The organism is Rhodosalinus halophilus, assembly GCF_003298775.1.
In the GTDB taxonomy this organism is placed as follows: domain Bacteria; phylum Pseudomonadota; class Alphaproteobacteria; order Rhodobacterales; family Rhodobacteraceae; genus Rhodosalinus; species Rhodosalinus halophilus.
In genome coordinates this window covers 23,572-38,264 of the sequence record NZ_QNTQ01000014.1, presented here as the reverse complement: position 1 = coordinate 38,264, position 14,693 = coordinate 23,572, and the positions used below count along the sequence as shown (strand labels likewise).

Below are 14,693 nucleotides of genomic sequence, written 5' to 3'. Positions count from 1 at the left end.
GTGCCGGAGCGAAGGCCCACGCCGCGAGCAGAGCCGCGCGCAGAAAGCGCCTCATCCGCCGTCCCCGAGGATCGCGCGGGTCAGGGTGGCCTCTATCGCCGGGAAGACCCCATCGTCGCCCAGCATCCCGACATCCGTGTTGATCATCACCGCGATGGCCGTGTCCCGGGCGGGATAATAGCGAAGCGAGGCGACGTAGCCCGGGATCCAGCCCCCGTGGCCGCGCACCTCGCCGAACGGGCCTCCGGCCCGGACACTCACGCCGAGCCCGTAGGTCACCTCCGGTTCGCCCGTCGGGACGCCGTCGAGCATTTCGTCCAGATAGGCGGTCTGCATCGCCCGGCCGGACCAGAGCGCGCGCCCCCAGCGCGCCAGGTCGTCCGCCGTGCTGACGAAGCCGCCGCCGGCTCCCTCGATCCCGGGATGCCAGACCAGCGCCCCAGAGGCGTCGAGCGTGCGGGCCGGAAGGCCGAGCCCCGCGGCACCGTCCGCGATGCCGACGGCAAGCCGCGCAAGGTGCCGCCGGTCCGAAGGCGTGGTGGATGCGAGCTTGAGCGGATCGAGAAAGCGCTGCTCCACGACCTTGGTCCAGGGGCGTCCCGCGGCCTCCTCGATGGCCAGCGCGACAAGCAGATAGCCGGTGTCGGAGTAGGCCCAGCCGTCGCCTGGCGGGAAAAGCGGCTCGGCGTCCAGCACCAGCGCGATCAGCGCCTCCGGCCTCGGCGGTTCCACGTCTCCGCGCGTCGCCGCGAAGAAGTCCGCGAAGGCCGCGAGGTGCACGTGGTCCGGCAGCCCGCCGGAATGCGTGAGCAGGTGGCGCAGCGTGAGCGTGTCGTGGTTGGGCAGCCGCGCGAACCATGGCCGATCCCCCAGCCATCGCCGGAGCGGCACGTCCAGATCGAGCGCGCCCTCGGCCTGAAGCGAGAGCGCGACGGCTGCGGTGAAGCTCTTGCCGATGCTCTCGGCGAGCATCCGCGAGTCCTTCGTCATCGGCACGCCGTGGTCGGGATCGGCCCAGCCCGTGGCGCGCACCTCGAGACTCTCGCCGTTTGCCCAGGCGACCGTCGCGCCGGGAAACCCGTGGCTTGCGCGCAGCGCATCGAGCCTCTCCTGCACCGGGCCGGCGCCGGCGAGCGGCGCCCAAAGGATGAACACCACCACGAGGCGGCGTCTCATCGCTCTTCTCCGAAGACGGCGGTGACCGCCCCCTCCCGCCGGAGCATCGTCGCGCGGTTCCGCCAGACGACCACCGCAGCGACACCGATCAGGATCCAGGTGTCCCAGGGCTGCGCGTCCGGCCAGAGCGGGTTGATGAGCTGCCAGTGAAAGAGCGCAGGCCAGAGCAGGCTGCCGCGCGTCGCATTCAGAAGCGGCGTGACGATCACGCCGAGGGCGACATTGCCGAGAAAGAAGGGCGTGAAGGTCCAGCCGCTCTGCACCGCGCCCGCGAGATGAAAGGCGGGCAGATGCCAGACCCCCCAGGTGGCGCCGATCAGCAGCCCCGCCCAGAGCGGCGCCATGTGCCGCTGCAAGATCGGCTGCGCCACCCCGCGCCAGCCGAGTTCCTCGACCGGCCCCAGAAAGAGCATCAGCAGCATCGCGGCCAGCAGCGCCCCCGGCTGTGCCGCCGGGCCCGGCCCGTCGAAGAGCGTGCCCTTGATCGCGGCCCCCGCGACGAAGACGAGCGGGATCCCAAGCAGGACGAAGGCCGCCCAGCCCGGCGGGCAGCGCCAGAGCGCCAGCCGCGCCAGGAACCGGCCGAGGCCGGCCGCGCCACCGTGGACTCCGATGAGCCAAAGCGCCGCGATCGCCGGCCCCCAGGTGGCGAGGAAGAAGGCCGGGTGCCCGCCCCCGATCTCCCCGAAGAGCGCCGCGCTTCGGGCCGGAAACAGGATCCAGGCGCCGACGATCCCCCAGGTGACGGCGAAGGTGATCAGCACGAAGGGCAGAAGCGCCCTCGACGGCAGATCATCCATTCGGCTCGCGGCAGGCACCGGGGTCTCGTCTCGCTGGGTCGGGTCGGTTTCCATCATGTCCGGGCTCTCGCGGGCACGGCATGATCTGCGTCAACCTCGCCGTTCAGGGCCGGCATCTCGGCGCGGCGCGCGTGCCCTGCGACAGGCCCTCGTAGAGCCGCAGCGCGAGATCGTAGAGCGCGACGCTTTCGGGAAGTCGTTCGAGCGCACGTCGGTGGTGTTGCGCCCCGTGTTGCCGCCGCCGAGCCAGCCCTTCTCCAGCACCGCGATGCGCCGCATGCCGTGGCGTCGCGCGAGATAGTAGGCGGTGGCCAGACCGTGCCCGCCGCCGCCCACGATCACCGCGTCATAGGCGGGCTCCGGCCGCGCCTTGCGCCAGTCCGGCCGCCAGCCGCGATCCCCGGTCAGCCCGCGGCGCAGGAGCGCGAAGGCGGAATAGTCGTGCATCAGCCCTCCCGTTCCGCGACATGGGCGCGGAAGGCGGCGCCGTCGCTGAGGGTGGGCGGGACGACGTTGAAGTCCTCGAGGTAGCCCACGTCCCGCCCGGGTCGCGTTATTCGCTCAGAGCCTGTTCTATCCGCTGACAATAGCTCTCCGCGGTCTCGCCCATGTCTTCGCAACCGGTCTTCCATATGTCGATCAGCTCCGCCTGGATTGCACGCCGATCTTCGATCGGCATGGGCTCCATGCGTTGCATACCCTTCTCGATCAGCGTGGCGTAGGCGGCCTCCTCCTGTTCGGCCGCACGCCATTCGTCGACCGCTTCCCGCCACATCCTGTCCGCTTCCTCGACAAGCGCGGTGCGATAGTCCTCCGGCAGCGCGGCCCAGGCCGCTTCCGTCACGCCGATGGAGAACGGGTAGGCCATCGAGGAAGCGCCAAGATAGGTGAAGCAACAGGTCACCTCGTAGAGCGACTGCGAAACCGCGTAGGTCGGCCCGTAGGCTGCGCCGTCCACCACACCCGTCTTCAGCGCCAGGTAGAGCTCGGAGGAGGGCACGACCTGCGTCGAGACGCCGAGCGCGTTGAAGGCCTGCAGCCCGTCCTTGGAAAAGTGGCGGAACTTGATCTCGCGGAGGCCGTCGAGCGTGTTGATCGGTTCGGTCGTCAGCATGATCAGGTCGCGCCCGATCCCGAAGGGCGACCTGGCGACGAGCTCGATGCCCCATTTGTCGGACCCGAGGATCTCGCGCGCGATGTCGTATTGGACATCGACGACCTTCAGGTTCTCTTCGGGATCGACGAGCATCCCGTGCGGGACGAAAACCCCCATCAGCGGCTCGTCGCGGGTCACGTAGTAGGGCACGATCGCCATCGCCTCCATTACGCCCTGCTTGAGCACGCGCAGGCTGTCGACGTTCTTGAAGCCCAGGGTCTCGATCGGCACGACCTCGATCTCGAAGGCGCCATCGGTGCGCTCGGCGATGCGTCGGGCGAGTTCCTGGTAGTTCCTGGTCGAGGGATCCTCGGGCCCCACGGCGGAGCCAAGCTGCCAGCTGACGTCCTGAGCGAATGCCGCACCGGCGGCCGCAGCCATTGCGACGGTCAGCACGAGGGTCTTGAGGGGTTTCATGGGTCTCCTCCCTTGCTTGTAATCTTGCCTTCCTTCACCGTCAGCCGAACCCCGCCGCCTGCGGCAGCACGAGCGCGATCTGCGGAAAGAGCGTTATGAGTGCGAGCGCGGCCAGCATCAGCAGCCAGAACGGCAGGCAGGCGAGAGCGGCCTCGCCCAGGCTGACCTCGTTGCGGCTCACGGCCATCGCCACGAAAAGGTTGATGCCGAGCGGCGGCGTCAGCAGGCCGATCTCGATGACGATGACGAGAACGATGCCGAACCACACGGGGTCGTAACCCAGTCCGGTCACCAGCGGAAACACGAAGGGCAGCGTGATCAGCAGCATCTCCACGGGTCCGAAGAAGCACCCGAGGACGAGGTAGAGCGCGTAGATCAGCGTCAGCACCACGGGCGGGGGAAGGCCTGCCTCGCCCACCATCAGGACGAGTTTCTGCGGCAGGCCGGTGAGCGCCACCGCCTGGCTGAGGACCAGCGCCCCCACGATGACGAGCGCGAGCGCCGAGAACGTTCGGACTGTCGCCTGGAGCGCGGCCCAGAGCCGCCCCGGCGTGAATTCCCCGTAGAGCGCCGCGAGCAGGATGGCAGTAACGACGCCCAGGGCGGCGGCCTCGGTGGGCGTCGCGAGTCCCAGAAAGATCGTCCCCAAGATCGCGAAGACGAGGATCACGAAGGGCCATGCTTCCGCCGAGGCGATAAGGGCACGGCCCCAGGGCATGACCTCTCCCGCGGTGGGCACGGTTCCCGGCCGCAGAGCGGCGCGCGCCGCGATGTAGAGCATGAAGAGGCCGGCCAGCAGCAGCCCGGGCAGGATGCCCGCGATGAACAGCGCGCCAACCGAGACGTTCTGCCAGGCGCCGTAGACGATGAGCGCGATCGAGGGCGGGATCAGGATGCCCAGCGTGCCGCCCGCCGCGATCGAGCCCACGATCGCGCGCCGGTCGTAGCCGCGCCGGCGCATCTCGTCGTAAGCGATCGAGCCCACGACGGCCGTGGTCGCCGTCGAGGAGCCCGAGATCGCGCTGAAGACCGTGCAGGCGCCGATATTCGTTTGCAGCAGCTTGCCGGGCATCCGCTCGAAGCCCGGGGAAATCGCGCCGTAGATGCGGCGGGCGAGGCCCGATTGACCAAGAATCTCGCCCAGCAGGATGAACGTCGGCACCGCGGTGAAGGTGAAGCTGTTGAACAGGTTCCAGGTGGCGTTGCCGAGCACGCTGAAATTGCCGTTGAATTCGAACTGCAGCACTGCAAGGCCGGAGGCCGCGATCACCACCCCGAGGAGCGAACCGGTCAGGAGACCGAAGAGAATCACGCTTCCGAGGGAGAGCGCGAGCATCGCTCAGAGCTCCGCGGCCGGCTCGGCCGCCTCGGGCGGCCGCTCGCCACGCAGGGTCCGGGCGAAATCGCCCAGGAACCGGGCAAGTATCGCCAGCGCGAGCGCGCCGAGCGAGAAAGGGATCAGCATCATCCAGGGCCATTCCAGAAGGCTGGCGACATAGCTGCGGGCGCCCAGATCGCGGCTGAAGGCCGCAAAGGCCCAGGTCTCGCGGATCAGCACGCCCAGCACACCGAGCGCGAAGAGGTGGCCGGCCATCATGCTCCACCCCTGCAACCGTGTCGGCAGGCGCCGCCAGAGGGGCAGCAGCCGGATGTGACGCCCCTGCACGAAGCCGTCCATGACCGACAGGAAGGCGGCAGCGACGAAGAGGAAGGCCGCGAGTTCCTCGGTGGCGGGGATCGGATGGGCGAGCGCATAGCGCTGCACCGAGGCGAAGAGCAGGACGAGAACGATGGCCGCGACCGCGAGCGCCGCTGCCGCCGACAGCGCGCGCGCGACGAGGGCCGAAGCTCTCTCGGCGAGCTGCGCGATGCGCTCGAGCGCGCTCATGGCATATCTCTCCAGACCTCACGCGCGAGGCGCAGCCAGTTGCCGCCCAGGATCGCGCAAATGTCGCCCTCGGCGTAGCCGGCCTTCGCCATCCGGCCAGCGAGCTCGGGGATCTGCTCGGGCACCGAAACCTTCAGACTGGTCGTGTCGTAGCCCTGGTCCGGCGGGTATTTCGCGCCCTGCGCCTGCGAGACCGCCGTCAGGACGTCCGGCTCGGACACGCTGTCGAGACCGATGCCCACATGCCGTGGCCCCAGCAGGCTGACCCAGTGGTCGAGGTGGGCAAAAAGCGCCTCGGTCGAGGCGTCGTTGTCGCCCAGAAAGATGCCGATCCCGCAGATGCCGACGACGCCGCCCGTGTCCGCGGCGGCCCGGGCGAGGTCGTCGGGGATGTTGCGCTGGTGCGAGCGCAGGGCGGCCGCGTTGGAATGCGAGAAGATGACGGGCCGCGTTGCAACCTCGAGAACGTCACGGACCGTGGCGTGGCCGGTATGCGAGCAGTCCACCACCATGCCGACGCGCTCCATCTCCGCGATCAGCTCGACGCCGAAGCGCGACAGGCCCGCCTCCGTCCGTTCATGGCAGCCATCGCCCACGTGGTTCTTCTGATTGTAGGCCATGAGGGCATGGCGCACGCCGAGACGGTAGAAGACCTCGACGAGGCCGGGATCCCGTCCGAAGGGCGTGGTCCCCTGGAAGTGGAAGCCGATGGCGAGTTGCCCGCGGGCCTGCGCGGCTTCTGCATCGGCCGCCGTCATCAGCAGGCGATACCGGTCCGAATGCTGCGCCACATGGCGCCGCCAGAACGATATGCGGGAGATCGCGCTCGCGGTGTCGTCAGGGTCGGACGCCACGGTGATCGAGACTGCCGTGTAACCGGCGGCGCGCATCCGCTCCAGCGCCGCGAAATGTGCCGGCCACGAGCCGCATGTGGGAGTCGCCGGGAAGGTCTGGTCCCAGACCAGCGCGCCCTCTGGAAGCCCGGCGGTCACCCCGAGTCTCCGGTCCGGATGACCCCCGCAAAGGCGCGCCGGAGGATCGCGCGCGCCTCGTCCAGCATGTCCTGCTCCCCGGCCGGCCCCGCGTCGAACAGGCGCAGCAGGACATGTCCCCGCATGAGGTCGAGGACGCGCTGCGTCGCCGAGAGCATCCTCTCTTCGGGCAGATCGACATCAGCGAACTCCCGCGCGACGAAGCGGCGGGTCACCTCCACCCGCGCGACACGGCGCGAGCTCACGAGTTCCATCAGGTCGGGATCGTGCCGCGCGGCAAGCAGCACCTCCAGCACCGCGAAGTAGCGGCGGTCGCCGTATGTGGACCACACCAGGCGGACGTAGCGGTCTATCCTGTCTTCCAGAGTCGCCGCTTCGGGCCCCAGCGCGGGCGTCTCTTCCGTGAACGGCACGAAAAGCGCCTCCACCACCGCCTGCATGAGGCCTGCCTTGCTGCCGAAATGATGCTGGATCGCGCCGGAGGTGACGCCGGCCCGATTGCAGATCTCCGTCACCGTCGCCCCGCCGGCTCCGACTTCGAGCAAGGTCTCGATCGTCGCCTCGACCAGGCGACGCTTGGTTTCTTCGGTGCGATCCTTCTGGGTTCGCGGTGCATGAGAGGTTTTCGCCAGAATCATAAAACATATCATGTATCATGTTTTTTGCCTGTCAAGCTTTGTCACGTGGGCGCTCTCACGCCGTCATCGGATCATGGTCATGGTGATCCATGCGTGACCGGGCAGGGCCTGAATCTGCTTGGGGGTCCAGACCTGCTCGATGAAGCGCGCGGCGGCGGCTTGTCGCGGGACACGGATGGCGAACCTCTGGTCGCCATCGTCGTCGGGGATGCCGACACCGACCATCACCCGGCGGAAGACGCGGTTTCAGATGTCGGGATTGGTCGAGACGAGAACGAAAGTCTTTCGCACCATGACGTCTTTCGCCTCCGCCAGTGAGACGTCGATGTCGAACACGGCATCGAGGGCGCAACATGGATGGCGATGGCCGAGGACTGACAGGGAACGGTCCCGGAAAGGCGAAGCTCAACCGGCCCTTTCACGTCTTCGCCCTGACTGCTTCTGCAGCCGGGATCGGCAGATCCAGTCGGGCGGCAAGCCCGGTCGCGCCGTTTTCCAGCCTCAGCCTGCCGCCTGCAGCCTGGGCGGCCTCGGTCGCAATGGCAAGGCCCAGGCCGGTGCCGGCCCCGGCCTCGTCAGCGCGCGTGCCGCGGGCGGCGATCGCCGCGATCCGTTCCGGTGGCAATCCCGGACCGTCATCCTCTACGCTGAGCGTCGCCATGCCGTCCGAACGCTGCGCGGAGATCGTGACGCGCCTGCGCGCGTGCCGGGCTGCGTTCTCGGCGAGAGCCCCCAGCGCCTCGGCCAGATCGGCGGCATCGATGGCGAGGGTCAGGCCCTCGGGCACATCCACGTGCCATTCCAGCCGCCCGCCTGCCGGTGTGCGTTCGAGCACGGAGACGACGCGCCCTGCGACCTTGCCGGCATCCGCAGTCACGCTCCGCACCTGCGCGGCCGCCCTCGCGCGCGCCAGTTCGCGGTCGACATGGGCGCGCATGGTGCCGACGACATGCTCGATGCCCTCTGCGGCGCCGGTATTCCCGCGATCGCGCAGCCGCCCGGCCTCGCCAAGAAGCGCCTGCAGCGGTGTCTTGAGGCCGTGCGCGAGATCTCCCGCGCGGGCGCGCGCCCGCTCCACATCCGCTTCGCGCGCGGCGAGCAGGCCGTCGATTTCCTCTGCCAGCGGCTCCACCTCGGACGGCCAGTCCGATCCCATCCGCGTGGCCGCCCCGTTGCGAAGCGCGGCGACCCGCGCGCCGAGGCGGCGCAGGGGCGACAGCCCGACCGTGACCTGCGCCGCCTGCGCGGCGATCAGGACGAGCCCGAGCAACGCCAGATAGGGCGTCATGTCCGCCACGAACGCGCGCTTGGCCACCGCGAGATCGGCTGTCTGCATGGCCACGGCGGCGCGCGCCGTCCCGCCGCCGAGCCGGCGCGGCAGCGCCACGCTGCGTTCCAGCACCAGCAGCTCCTGCCCGCCGGGGCCGCTCAGCCGGTGCGCGTGCACCTCGCCGTCGGCCAGCCGGTCGGGCGGCAGCGCGAGCTCGTGATCCCAAAGCGACCGCGAGCGCAGCAGCGCATCCGCGGTCCCGATCTGCCAGTAGAGACCGCCGTAGGGCCGGGCGAAGCGCGGGTCCGCCGGCGGCGTGGCCAGCGCCAGCGCGCCGTCCTGCAGCGCCAGACCGGCCAGCACCTGGTCGAGCTGCACCGAGAGCTCCGCCATCGCGCGGCGCTCCACATGCGTCCCGAAGAGCTGCGCGAGGCCGACGCCGGCCAGCGCGAGCGCGACGGCCACCGCGACGGCGCCGGCCACCAGGAGCCGCCCGCGGAGGGAGAGCTTCATGTCCCGGCCCTCGCCGAGATCGACGCCGGCGCAGCGAAGGGGGACGCCTCGCGCCCGGCCGCGACCGCGAGACGAGCCGCCGTCATGCGTCGGCCTCCTCGAGGAAATAGCCGAAGCCCCGCCGCGTGCCGATCACCCCGGCGCCCAGCTTGCGGCGCAGGCGTGCGACGACCGCCTCGAGCGCGTTCGCCTCGCGGGCGTCGTCGTCACCGTAGAGGTGCTCGAGCAGCTCCGTGGGCGGCACGACCCGCGACCGGTGCAGCGCCAGATAGGCCAGCAGCCGGTATTCCAGCGCCGTGATGGCAACCGGCACGCCCCGCACCGCCACCGTCATGCGGTTGGTGTCGAGGGTCAGCGCGCCCGCCTCCTGAACCGCCCCGCCCCGGCCCGCCGCGCGACGCACGAGCGCGCGCGCACGGGCGATCAGCTCCTCCATGCGGAAGGGTTTCGGCAGGTAGTCGTCCGCGCCCGCCTCGATCCCCTCGACCCGCTCCTGCCAGGCGCCGCGGGCGGTGAGCACCAGCACCGGCATCTCGCGCCCTGCCGCGCGCCATCGCTTGAGAACCGTCAGGCCATCCATTCCCGGCAGGCCGAGGTCGAGCACGATCAGGTCGTAGTCCTCGGTGTCGCCGAGGAACCAGGCCTCCTGGCCGTCGCCGCAGGTCTCGACACGAAAGCCGGCACGTTCGAGCGCGGCGGCGAGGTCGGCCGCGATGCGCGCATCGTCCTCCACGGCGAGCGCGCGCATCAGTCGTCCCGCTCCCGCGCCGCGTCGTCGTCATCGTCGTATTCGCGGTCGAGGATGGCTCCCGTCGCGGCGTCGATCTCCAGCTCGACCAGACGGCCGGCGGGCGTGATCAGCTCCAGCTCGTAGATCCAGCGTCCGTCTTCGCGCTCGAACTCCACCTCGATGGCGCGGCCCCCGGCCTCTGCCTCGGCGACGGCGAGGATGCGTGCGAGCGGCAGCACCTCGCCACGCTCAAGTGCGCGCCGGGCGCGATCGTGGTCGTCCCGGTCGGCAAGGGACTGGGCGGCCAGCAGCATGAGAACAAGGGCGAAGGCGCGGGTCATCGGCGGCATCCTCTACCGCCGGTCCCCTGACAGCAAGCTGACAGCGCCCGTCAGGCGCGCATCAGGCGAGTCGGTGCAGAAGGGGCCTCGTCGAAGCGGCCATGCGCCGCAGAAACCCAAGGAGACAGACACATGACACGCACGATCCTCTTCACGGCCGCGCTCGCCACGGCCACAGCACTCTTCGCCGTCGGCGTGCAGGCGTCGGACGACGACGCGCGCCGCTTCGGCGACATGCCGCCCCGCGCGGAATGGATGAGCGTCGCGGACCTCGCCCAGAAGCTCGAGGCGCAGGGCTACACCATCCGCGAGATCGACACCGAATACGGCGTCTACGAGGTCGAGATGACGGACCCGAACGGCATGCGCGTCGAGGCCTACCTGCACCCGGTGACCGGCGAGCCCGTGCAGCGCCGCGCGCGCGACCGTGACTGGGGCGACGACGACTGATGGCCGAGGCCGCAGAGCAAGGCACGATCCGGGTCTGGGATCCCCTGATCCGGATCGGCCATTGGGTGCTGGTGGCGGGTTTCGCCACCGCATACCTCACCGAGGGCGAGCCGGAATGGCTGCACACCTGGGCAGGCTACGCAATTGCCATCACCGTGGCGCTGCGCGGGCTCTGGGGCTTCGTCGGCCCGCGCCGCGCCCGCTTCTCGGATTTCGTGACCGGCCCGGGGCGGGTCGTCGCATACCTTCGGGATCTGCTCGCCGGGCGTGCCGAGCGTCATCTGGGCCACAGCCCCGCCGGGGGCGCGATGACCCTGGCGCTTCTGGTCACGCTCGCGGTGACGGCCGTCTCGGGGATGGGCACGCTCGCCGCCGAAGAGGGGCGCGGGCCGCTGGCCGGTCTGGTCGTCACCGCCCATCCTGCGGGAGCCGCTTCTTCATATGAACGTGAAGGATACGACGAGCACGAGGCCCACGACGAGGCGGGGGAGGCCTGGGAAGACATTCATGAAGTCGCGGCCAATCTCTCGCTCGTGTTGATCCTGCTCCACGTCGCTGGCGTGGGTCTGGCGAGCTACGCCCACCGCGAAAACCTCGCCAGCGCCATGGTCACCGGCAGAAAGAAGGCATGAGGGATGTCGGCAAGGCCAGGGCGTGCGCAGCCTTGCCGGCTTCGCTGACCGGGTTTCCGGAAAAGAGTCGTCCCCGGGACAATGGTCCCGCAGTCCGTTCGGTTGGCGAAGGCATCGATAAGAAGTGGTAATGGAATGCCGCATGCTTTCAGCAGATCCTGCTCCAGCTTGTCGAACATGGCGACGGCGTCTTCCGCGTTGTCGAAGAGGTGCCCGTAGACGTCCATCGGCATTGTGATCGAGGCGCGACCGAGCAGGGCGTGGATCCGCTCGAGGATCCAGCGCCGCTCAATGAAGAACGAAGCGGCAGCGGGGCGCAGGGCATGGATGCCGAATCTCTGGTCGCCGTCCGTGGTGCCGCGATCGACCATCATCGGCGGGAAGACACGGTTGTAGATGTCGGCACGGTTCCGCGGCTTGCCGACGCGGAATCGACGCCGACTTGCGACGATCCGACCGACCTCGACAGGGGCGGCGACGCCCGCTTCTCGTCTGCCGGCATCCGCCCGGGACATTTGCGGCAATCCGCTCTAGGCTCGCTGACAGCGCGGGAGATGATGCTTGCCGAACGTCCTCGAGAATCCGTACCGCGGCCGCGGGCTCGCCGGCACAGGTCCGCTGCCTGCGGCCGATCCTGGCCCTGTGTCGGCATTGCTGGCGCTCTGCCCCGCCCATGCCCCCACGCCGCTGGTCGAAAGCCCGCGCCTCGCCGCGCGGGCCGGCGCCGCGCGCCTGTTTCTCAAGGACGAGCGCGGGCGGATGGGCCTCGGCAGCTTCAAGGCGCTCGGGGCCGCCTATGCCATCGCGCAGGAAGCCGCCGCGGCGGGAGGCCCGTGGGAGACCGCGCTCGCAGGGCGCAGCTTCGTCACCGCGAGCGCGGGCAACCATGGCCTGTCGGTCGCGGCCGGTGCGCGGCTCTTCGGCGCGCAGGCGCAAATCTTCCTCGCGGAAACGGTGCCCGAGGGCTTCGCCGCCCGCCTGCGCGCGAAGGGCGCCGAGGTCGTTCGGGCGGGCGCGACCTATGAGGAAAGTATGGCGGCGGCGGAGCGGGCGGCCGAAACACAGGGCTGGACGCTTCTCTCCGACAGCTCCTGGCCCGGCTACACGGAACTGCCGTGGCGGGTGATGGAGGGCTATCTCCAGCTCGCTGCCGAGGCGGCGGAGCAAATCGGCGCGCCGCCCACGCACATCCTGCTGCAGGCCGGCGTGGGCGGGCTTGCCGCCGCCGTCGCGGCCCATGCCCGTGCAGTCTGGGGCGACGCGCCGACCATCGTCGTGGTGGAACCCGAGGCGGCACCCGCGCTGATAGAGAGCATCCGCGCCGGGCGGCTGGTCACGACCGAGGGGCCGGTGTCCGCGATGGGGCGCCTCGACTGCAAGACGCCCTCGATGATCGCTCTGGCGGGTCTGGCGCAGGACGCGGATCTATTCCTCACTGTCAGCGAGGCAGAGGCGGAAGCCGCGGTCGGCGCGCTGGAGGCCGAAGGCATGCCGACCACGCCTTCCGGCGCGGCGGGGGTGGCGGCGCTCCTCGCGGGCGCGCCCGGGATCGGAGCGGAGGCGCGGGTATTGGCCTTTCTCACCGAGGGACCGGAGGATGGCTGAACGCTCCGCAATCTTCCCCGCCGGGGAATACCGGCGGCGCGTCTCGGCGTTGCAGGGGGCAATGGCGGCCGAAGGGATGGAGGCGCTGCTTCTGACGACGCCGCCGGATGTCTTCTACGTCACCGGCTTTCTGACGCGCTTCTGGGAAAGCCCGACACGGCCCTGGTTCGTGATCGTGCCGTCCTCCGGGCCGCCCGTCGCGGTGATCCCGGCGATCGGGGCGGAGCTGATGGGCCGAACCTGGATCGAGGACATCCGCACCTGGGACGCGCCCGATCCGCAGGACGACGGCGTGAGCCTGCTGATCGACGCGCTGACCGGGATCGTGCCCGAGCGGGGCCGCGTCGGCCTGCCGATGGGACCGGAGACGCATCTGCGCATGCCGCTCGCCGATCACGCGCTGGTGGAGGCGCGTCTTGCGCCCCGCACCTTCACGGATGCGACGGCGGTGGTGCGCCGGGTGCGCGAAGTCAAGTCGGAGACCGAGATCGACAGGATCCGCGCGGCCTGCGGCGTGGCCGACCGGGCCTTCGCCCGTGTGCCGGAGTTCGCTGGCGAGGGCCGGACGATGGCGGAGGTCTTCCGCGCGTTCCAGGTCGCGCTCCTGGAGGAAGGGGCTGACTGGGTCTCCTACGTCGCGGGTGGCGCGGGCCGGGACGGCTACGGCGACGTGATCTCGCCCGCCGGCGACCGGGCGCTGCAACAGGGGGACGTGCTGATGCTCGACACCGGGGCGGTGCGCGACGGCCATTACTGCGACTTCGACCGCAACTTCGCCGTGGGGCGCGCCAGCGACGCTGCCCGACGCACCCACGCCGCGCTTCACGCCGCCACCGACGCCGCGCTGCGGGAGCTGCGGCCCGGCCTGCGCGCCTGCGACGTGCACCGTCTGCTGGCGAACGAATTGCGCGCGCGGGGCGCCACGCCCGGCGCGGGGCGGCTGGGGCACGGTCTTGGCCTCAGCCTGACCGAATGGCCCTCGTTCACGCCGCTGGACGACACCGTGTTGCGCGAGGGGATGGTGCTGACCCTGGAGCCCGGGGCGGAGGTCGCGCCCGGGCGCCTGCTCGTGCACGAGGAGAATCTCGTGCTGCGCGTGGACGGGCCGGAACTGCTGTCCACCCGCGCGCCGGCCGAGCTTCCGGTGGTCGGTGCATGACCCGCATGCCCTACAGCCTTACCGGCGCCATCGGCACGCAGGGCACCCTCGGCCTGATCGTGCTGCAGGTGGACGAGACGGTGGAGCAGGACTTCCGCCGCGTCCTGCCGCCCGAGGTCGCGCTCCACGTCAGCCGCATCCCGTCCGGCGCGGACCTCAATCCCGATACCATCGCAAAGATGGAGGAAGCGCTGCCGCAGGCTGCCGGACTGCTGCCACCGGCTGCAGAGTTCGGCGCGGTGGGCTATGCCTGCACCTCCGGCACGACGCTGATCGGCGCCGCGCGTGTCGCAGAGCTGGTGCGCGGCGCGACCGGCGCGCAGGCCGTCACCGACCCCCTGACCGCCGCCTTCGCGGCACTCCGCACGCTCGAAGCCCGCTCGGTCGCCATCGTTTCGCCCTACATCGAGAGCGTCGCGGCGCCCATTCGCCGCGCCTTCGAGGCGGCAGGCTTCGCCGTGCCCGCCGCGCTCTCCTTCGGCGAAGAGGTCGAGGCGCGCGTGGCGCGGATCGACGCCCGTTCAGTGCGCGCCGCGGCGCGCCGGGCGGCGGACTCGGGGGCGGAGGCGATCTTCCTCTCCTGCACCAACCTGCGCACGCTCGACGTGATCGACGCGCTGGAAGCCGAGGTCCGGCGCCCCGTCCTGAGCAGCAATCAGGTGCTGGCCTGGCACATGGCGCATCTCGCCGCTGCGGCGCTCGCCCGGGACGCGCCGGGCCGGCTCGTGCGAAGATCAGCGATCACGTGAGCGCCGGGCGCGACGCCGAGCGCTCGATCCCGCGGCGTTCGCACTGCTCGAACACCTGGCGACATGCTCTCCCGCCGAGGCAGGATAGGTGTCGACCGACTCCTGAGAAGGTCTCTCCGCGTCTGCGAAGCCGAAACGCGACCCGCTGCAGGCTGGCGTCAGGACTGAGACCGTGCC

17 protein-coding genes and 1 pseudogene are annotated in these 14,693 nt (G+C 70.4%); 5 read left to right on the top strand and 13 right to left on the bottom strand.

The annotated features are described in order from the left end of the window. Positions 1–51 precede the first annotated feature (51 nt). The 12 genes and pseudogenes from DRV85_RS14185 to DRV85_RS14135 form a co-directional block, all read right to left on the bottom strand. The gene (locus tag DRV85_RS14185) at positions 52–1,176 is read right to left on the bottom strand and encodes a serine hydrolase domain-containing protein (RefSeq protein WP_113290137.1); all 1,125 of its coding nucleotides are present in this window, start codon (positions 1,174–1,176) and stop codon (positions 52–54) included. After that, positions 1,173–1,976 (bottom strand): CPBP family intramembrane glutamic endopeptidase, encoded by an 804-nt coding sequence (locus tag DRV85_RS14180; protein WP_113290136.1) that lies wholly within the window; start codon positions 1,974–1,976, stop codon positions 1,173–1,175. The genes DRV85_RS14185 and DRV85_RS14180 overlap by 4 nt, the downstream gene beginning before the upstream one ends. 136 nt (positions 1,977–2,112) lie before the next feature. Further along, positions 2,113–2,423: pseudogene (locus DRV85_RS14175) on the bottom strand (FAD-dependent oxidoreductase); the annotation flags it as partial. Between the two features lie 106 nt (positions 2,424–2,529). Beyond that, entirely contained in the window at positions 2,530–3,549 is a 1,020-nt protein-coding gene (dctP, locus tag DRV85_RS14170) for a TRAP transporter substrate-binding protein DctP (RefSeq protein WP_113290135.1), read from the bottom strand. 40 nt (positions 3,550–3,589) lie between these two features. Next, positions 3,590–4,885 (bottom strand): TRAP transporter large permease, encoded by a 1,296-nt coding sequence (locus DRV85_RS14165; RefSeq protein ID WP_113290134.1) that lies wholly within the window; start codon positions 4,883–4,885, stop codon positions 3,590–3,592. Between the two features lie 3 nt (positions 4,886–4,888). Next, positions 4,889–5,437, bottom strand: a complete 549-nt coding sequence (locus DRV85_RS14160) for a TRAP transporter small permease subunit (RefSeq protein WP_113290133.1) — start codon at positions 5,435–5,437, stop codon at positions 4,889–4,891. Beyond that, the gene (locus DRV85_RS14155) at positions 5,434–6,429 is read right to left on the bottom strand and encodes a dipeptidase (RefSeq protein ID WP_113290132.1); all 996 of its coding nucleotides are present in this window, start codon (positions 6,427–6,429) and stop codon (positions 5,434–5,436) included. The genes DRV85_RS14160 and DRV85_RS14155 overlap by 4 nt, the downstream gene beginning before the upstream one ends. Further along, entirely contained in the window at positions 6,426–7,067 is a 642-nt protein-coding gene (locus tag DRV85_RS14150) for a TetR/AcrR family transcriptional regulator (protein ID WP_233495528.1), read from the bottom strand. The genes DRV85_RS14155 and DRV85_RS14150 overlap by 4 nt, the downstream gene beginning before the upstream one ends. Before the next feature lie 63 nt (positions 7,068–7,130). Beyond that, entirely contained in the window at positions 7,131–7,292 is a 162-nt protein-coding gene (locus DRV85_RS19215) for a hypothetical protein (RefSeq protein WP_158540160.1), read from the bottom strand. A gap of 193 nt (positions 7,293–7,485) precedes the next feature. After that, complete coding sequence (locus DRV85_RS14145) at positions 7,486–8,850, bottom strand: sensor histidine kinase (protein WP_113290130.1); 1,365 nt, start codon at positions 8,848–8,850, stop codon at positions 7,486–7,488. 82 nt (positions 8,851–8,932) lie between these two features. Continuing rightward, a complete protein-coding gene (locus DRV85_RS14140) occupies positions 8,933–9,598 on the bottom strand; it encodes a response regulator transcription factor (protein ID WP_113290129.1) in 666 nt (221 codons plus the stop codon). Beyond that, on the bottom strand, positions 9,598–9,930 hold the full coding sequence (locus DRV85_RS14135; RefSeq protein ID WP_113290128.1) for a PepSY domain-containing protein: 333 nt from the start codon (positions 9,928–9,930) through the stop codon (positions 9,598–9,600). The genes DRV85_RS14140 and DRV85_RS14135 overlap by 1 nt, the downstream gene beginning before the upstream one ends. A 123-nt stretch (positions 9,931–10,053) precedes the next feature. Between DRV85_RS14135 and DRV85_RS14130 the strand changes: the two genes are divergently transcribed. Together DRV85_RS14130 and DRV85_RS14125 are read left to right on the top strand one after the other, a co-directional pair. Beyond that, positions 10,054–10,371: a PepSY domain-containing protein gene (locus DRV85_RS14130; RefSeq protein ID WP_113290127.1), complete on the top strand. Its 318-nt coding sequence runs from the start codon at positions 10,054–10,056 to the stop codon at positions 10,369–10,371. Continuing rightward, on the top strand, positions 10,371–11,003 hold the full coding sequence (locus DRV85_RS14125; protein ID WP_113290126.1) for a cytochrome b/b6 domain-containing protein: 633 nt from the start codon (positions 10,371–10,373) through the stop codon (positions 11,001–11,003). Before DRV85_RS14130 ends, DRV85_RS14125 begins: the two co-directional genes overlap by 1 nt. On the opposite strand, the gene DRV85_RS14120 is transcribed toward DRV85_RS14125, so the two are convergent. Then, positions 10,946–11,518, bottom strand: a complete 573-nt coding sequence (locus tag DRV85_RS14120) for a hypothetical protein (protein WP_113290125.1) — start codon at positions 11,516–11,518, stop codon at positions 10,946–10,948. The two genes, DRV85_RS14125 and DRV85_RS14120, sit on opposite strands and share 58 nt — an antisense overlap. Before the next feature lie 46 nt (positions 11,519–11,564). Here DRV85_RS14120 and DRV85_RS14115 point away from each other — a divergent pair, with 46 nt between their 5' ends. From DRV85_RS14115 to DRV85_RS14105, 3 genes are read left to right on the top strand one after another with little or no spacing between them, the layout of a single operon-like run. After that, on the top strand, positions 11,565–12,608 hold the full coding sequence (locus DRV85_RS14115) for a pyridoxal-phosphate dependent enzyme (protein WP_113290124.1): 1,044 nt from the start codon (positions 11,565–11,567) through the stop codon (positions 12,606–12,608). Continuing rightward, positions 12,601–13,767: a M24 family metallopeptidase gene (locus DRV85_RS14110; RefSeq protein WP_113290123.1), complete on the top strand. Its 1,167-nt coding sequence runs from the start codon at positions 12,601–12,603 to the stop codon at positions 13,765–13,767. Before DRV85_RS14115 ends, DRV85_RS14110 begins: the two co-directional genes overlap by 8 nt. Further along, positions 13,764–14,516 (top strand): maleate cis-trans isomerase family protein, encoded by a 753-nt coding sequence (locus DRV85_RS14105; protein ID WP_113290122.1) that lies wholly within the window; start codon positions 13,764–13,766, stop codon positions 14,514–14,516. Before DRV85_RS14110 ends, DRV85_RS14105 begins: the two co-directional genes overlap by 4 nt. The last annotated feature ends 177 nt before the right edge of the window (positions 14,517–14,693 follow it).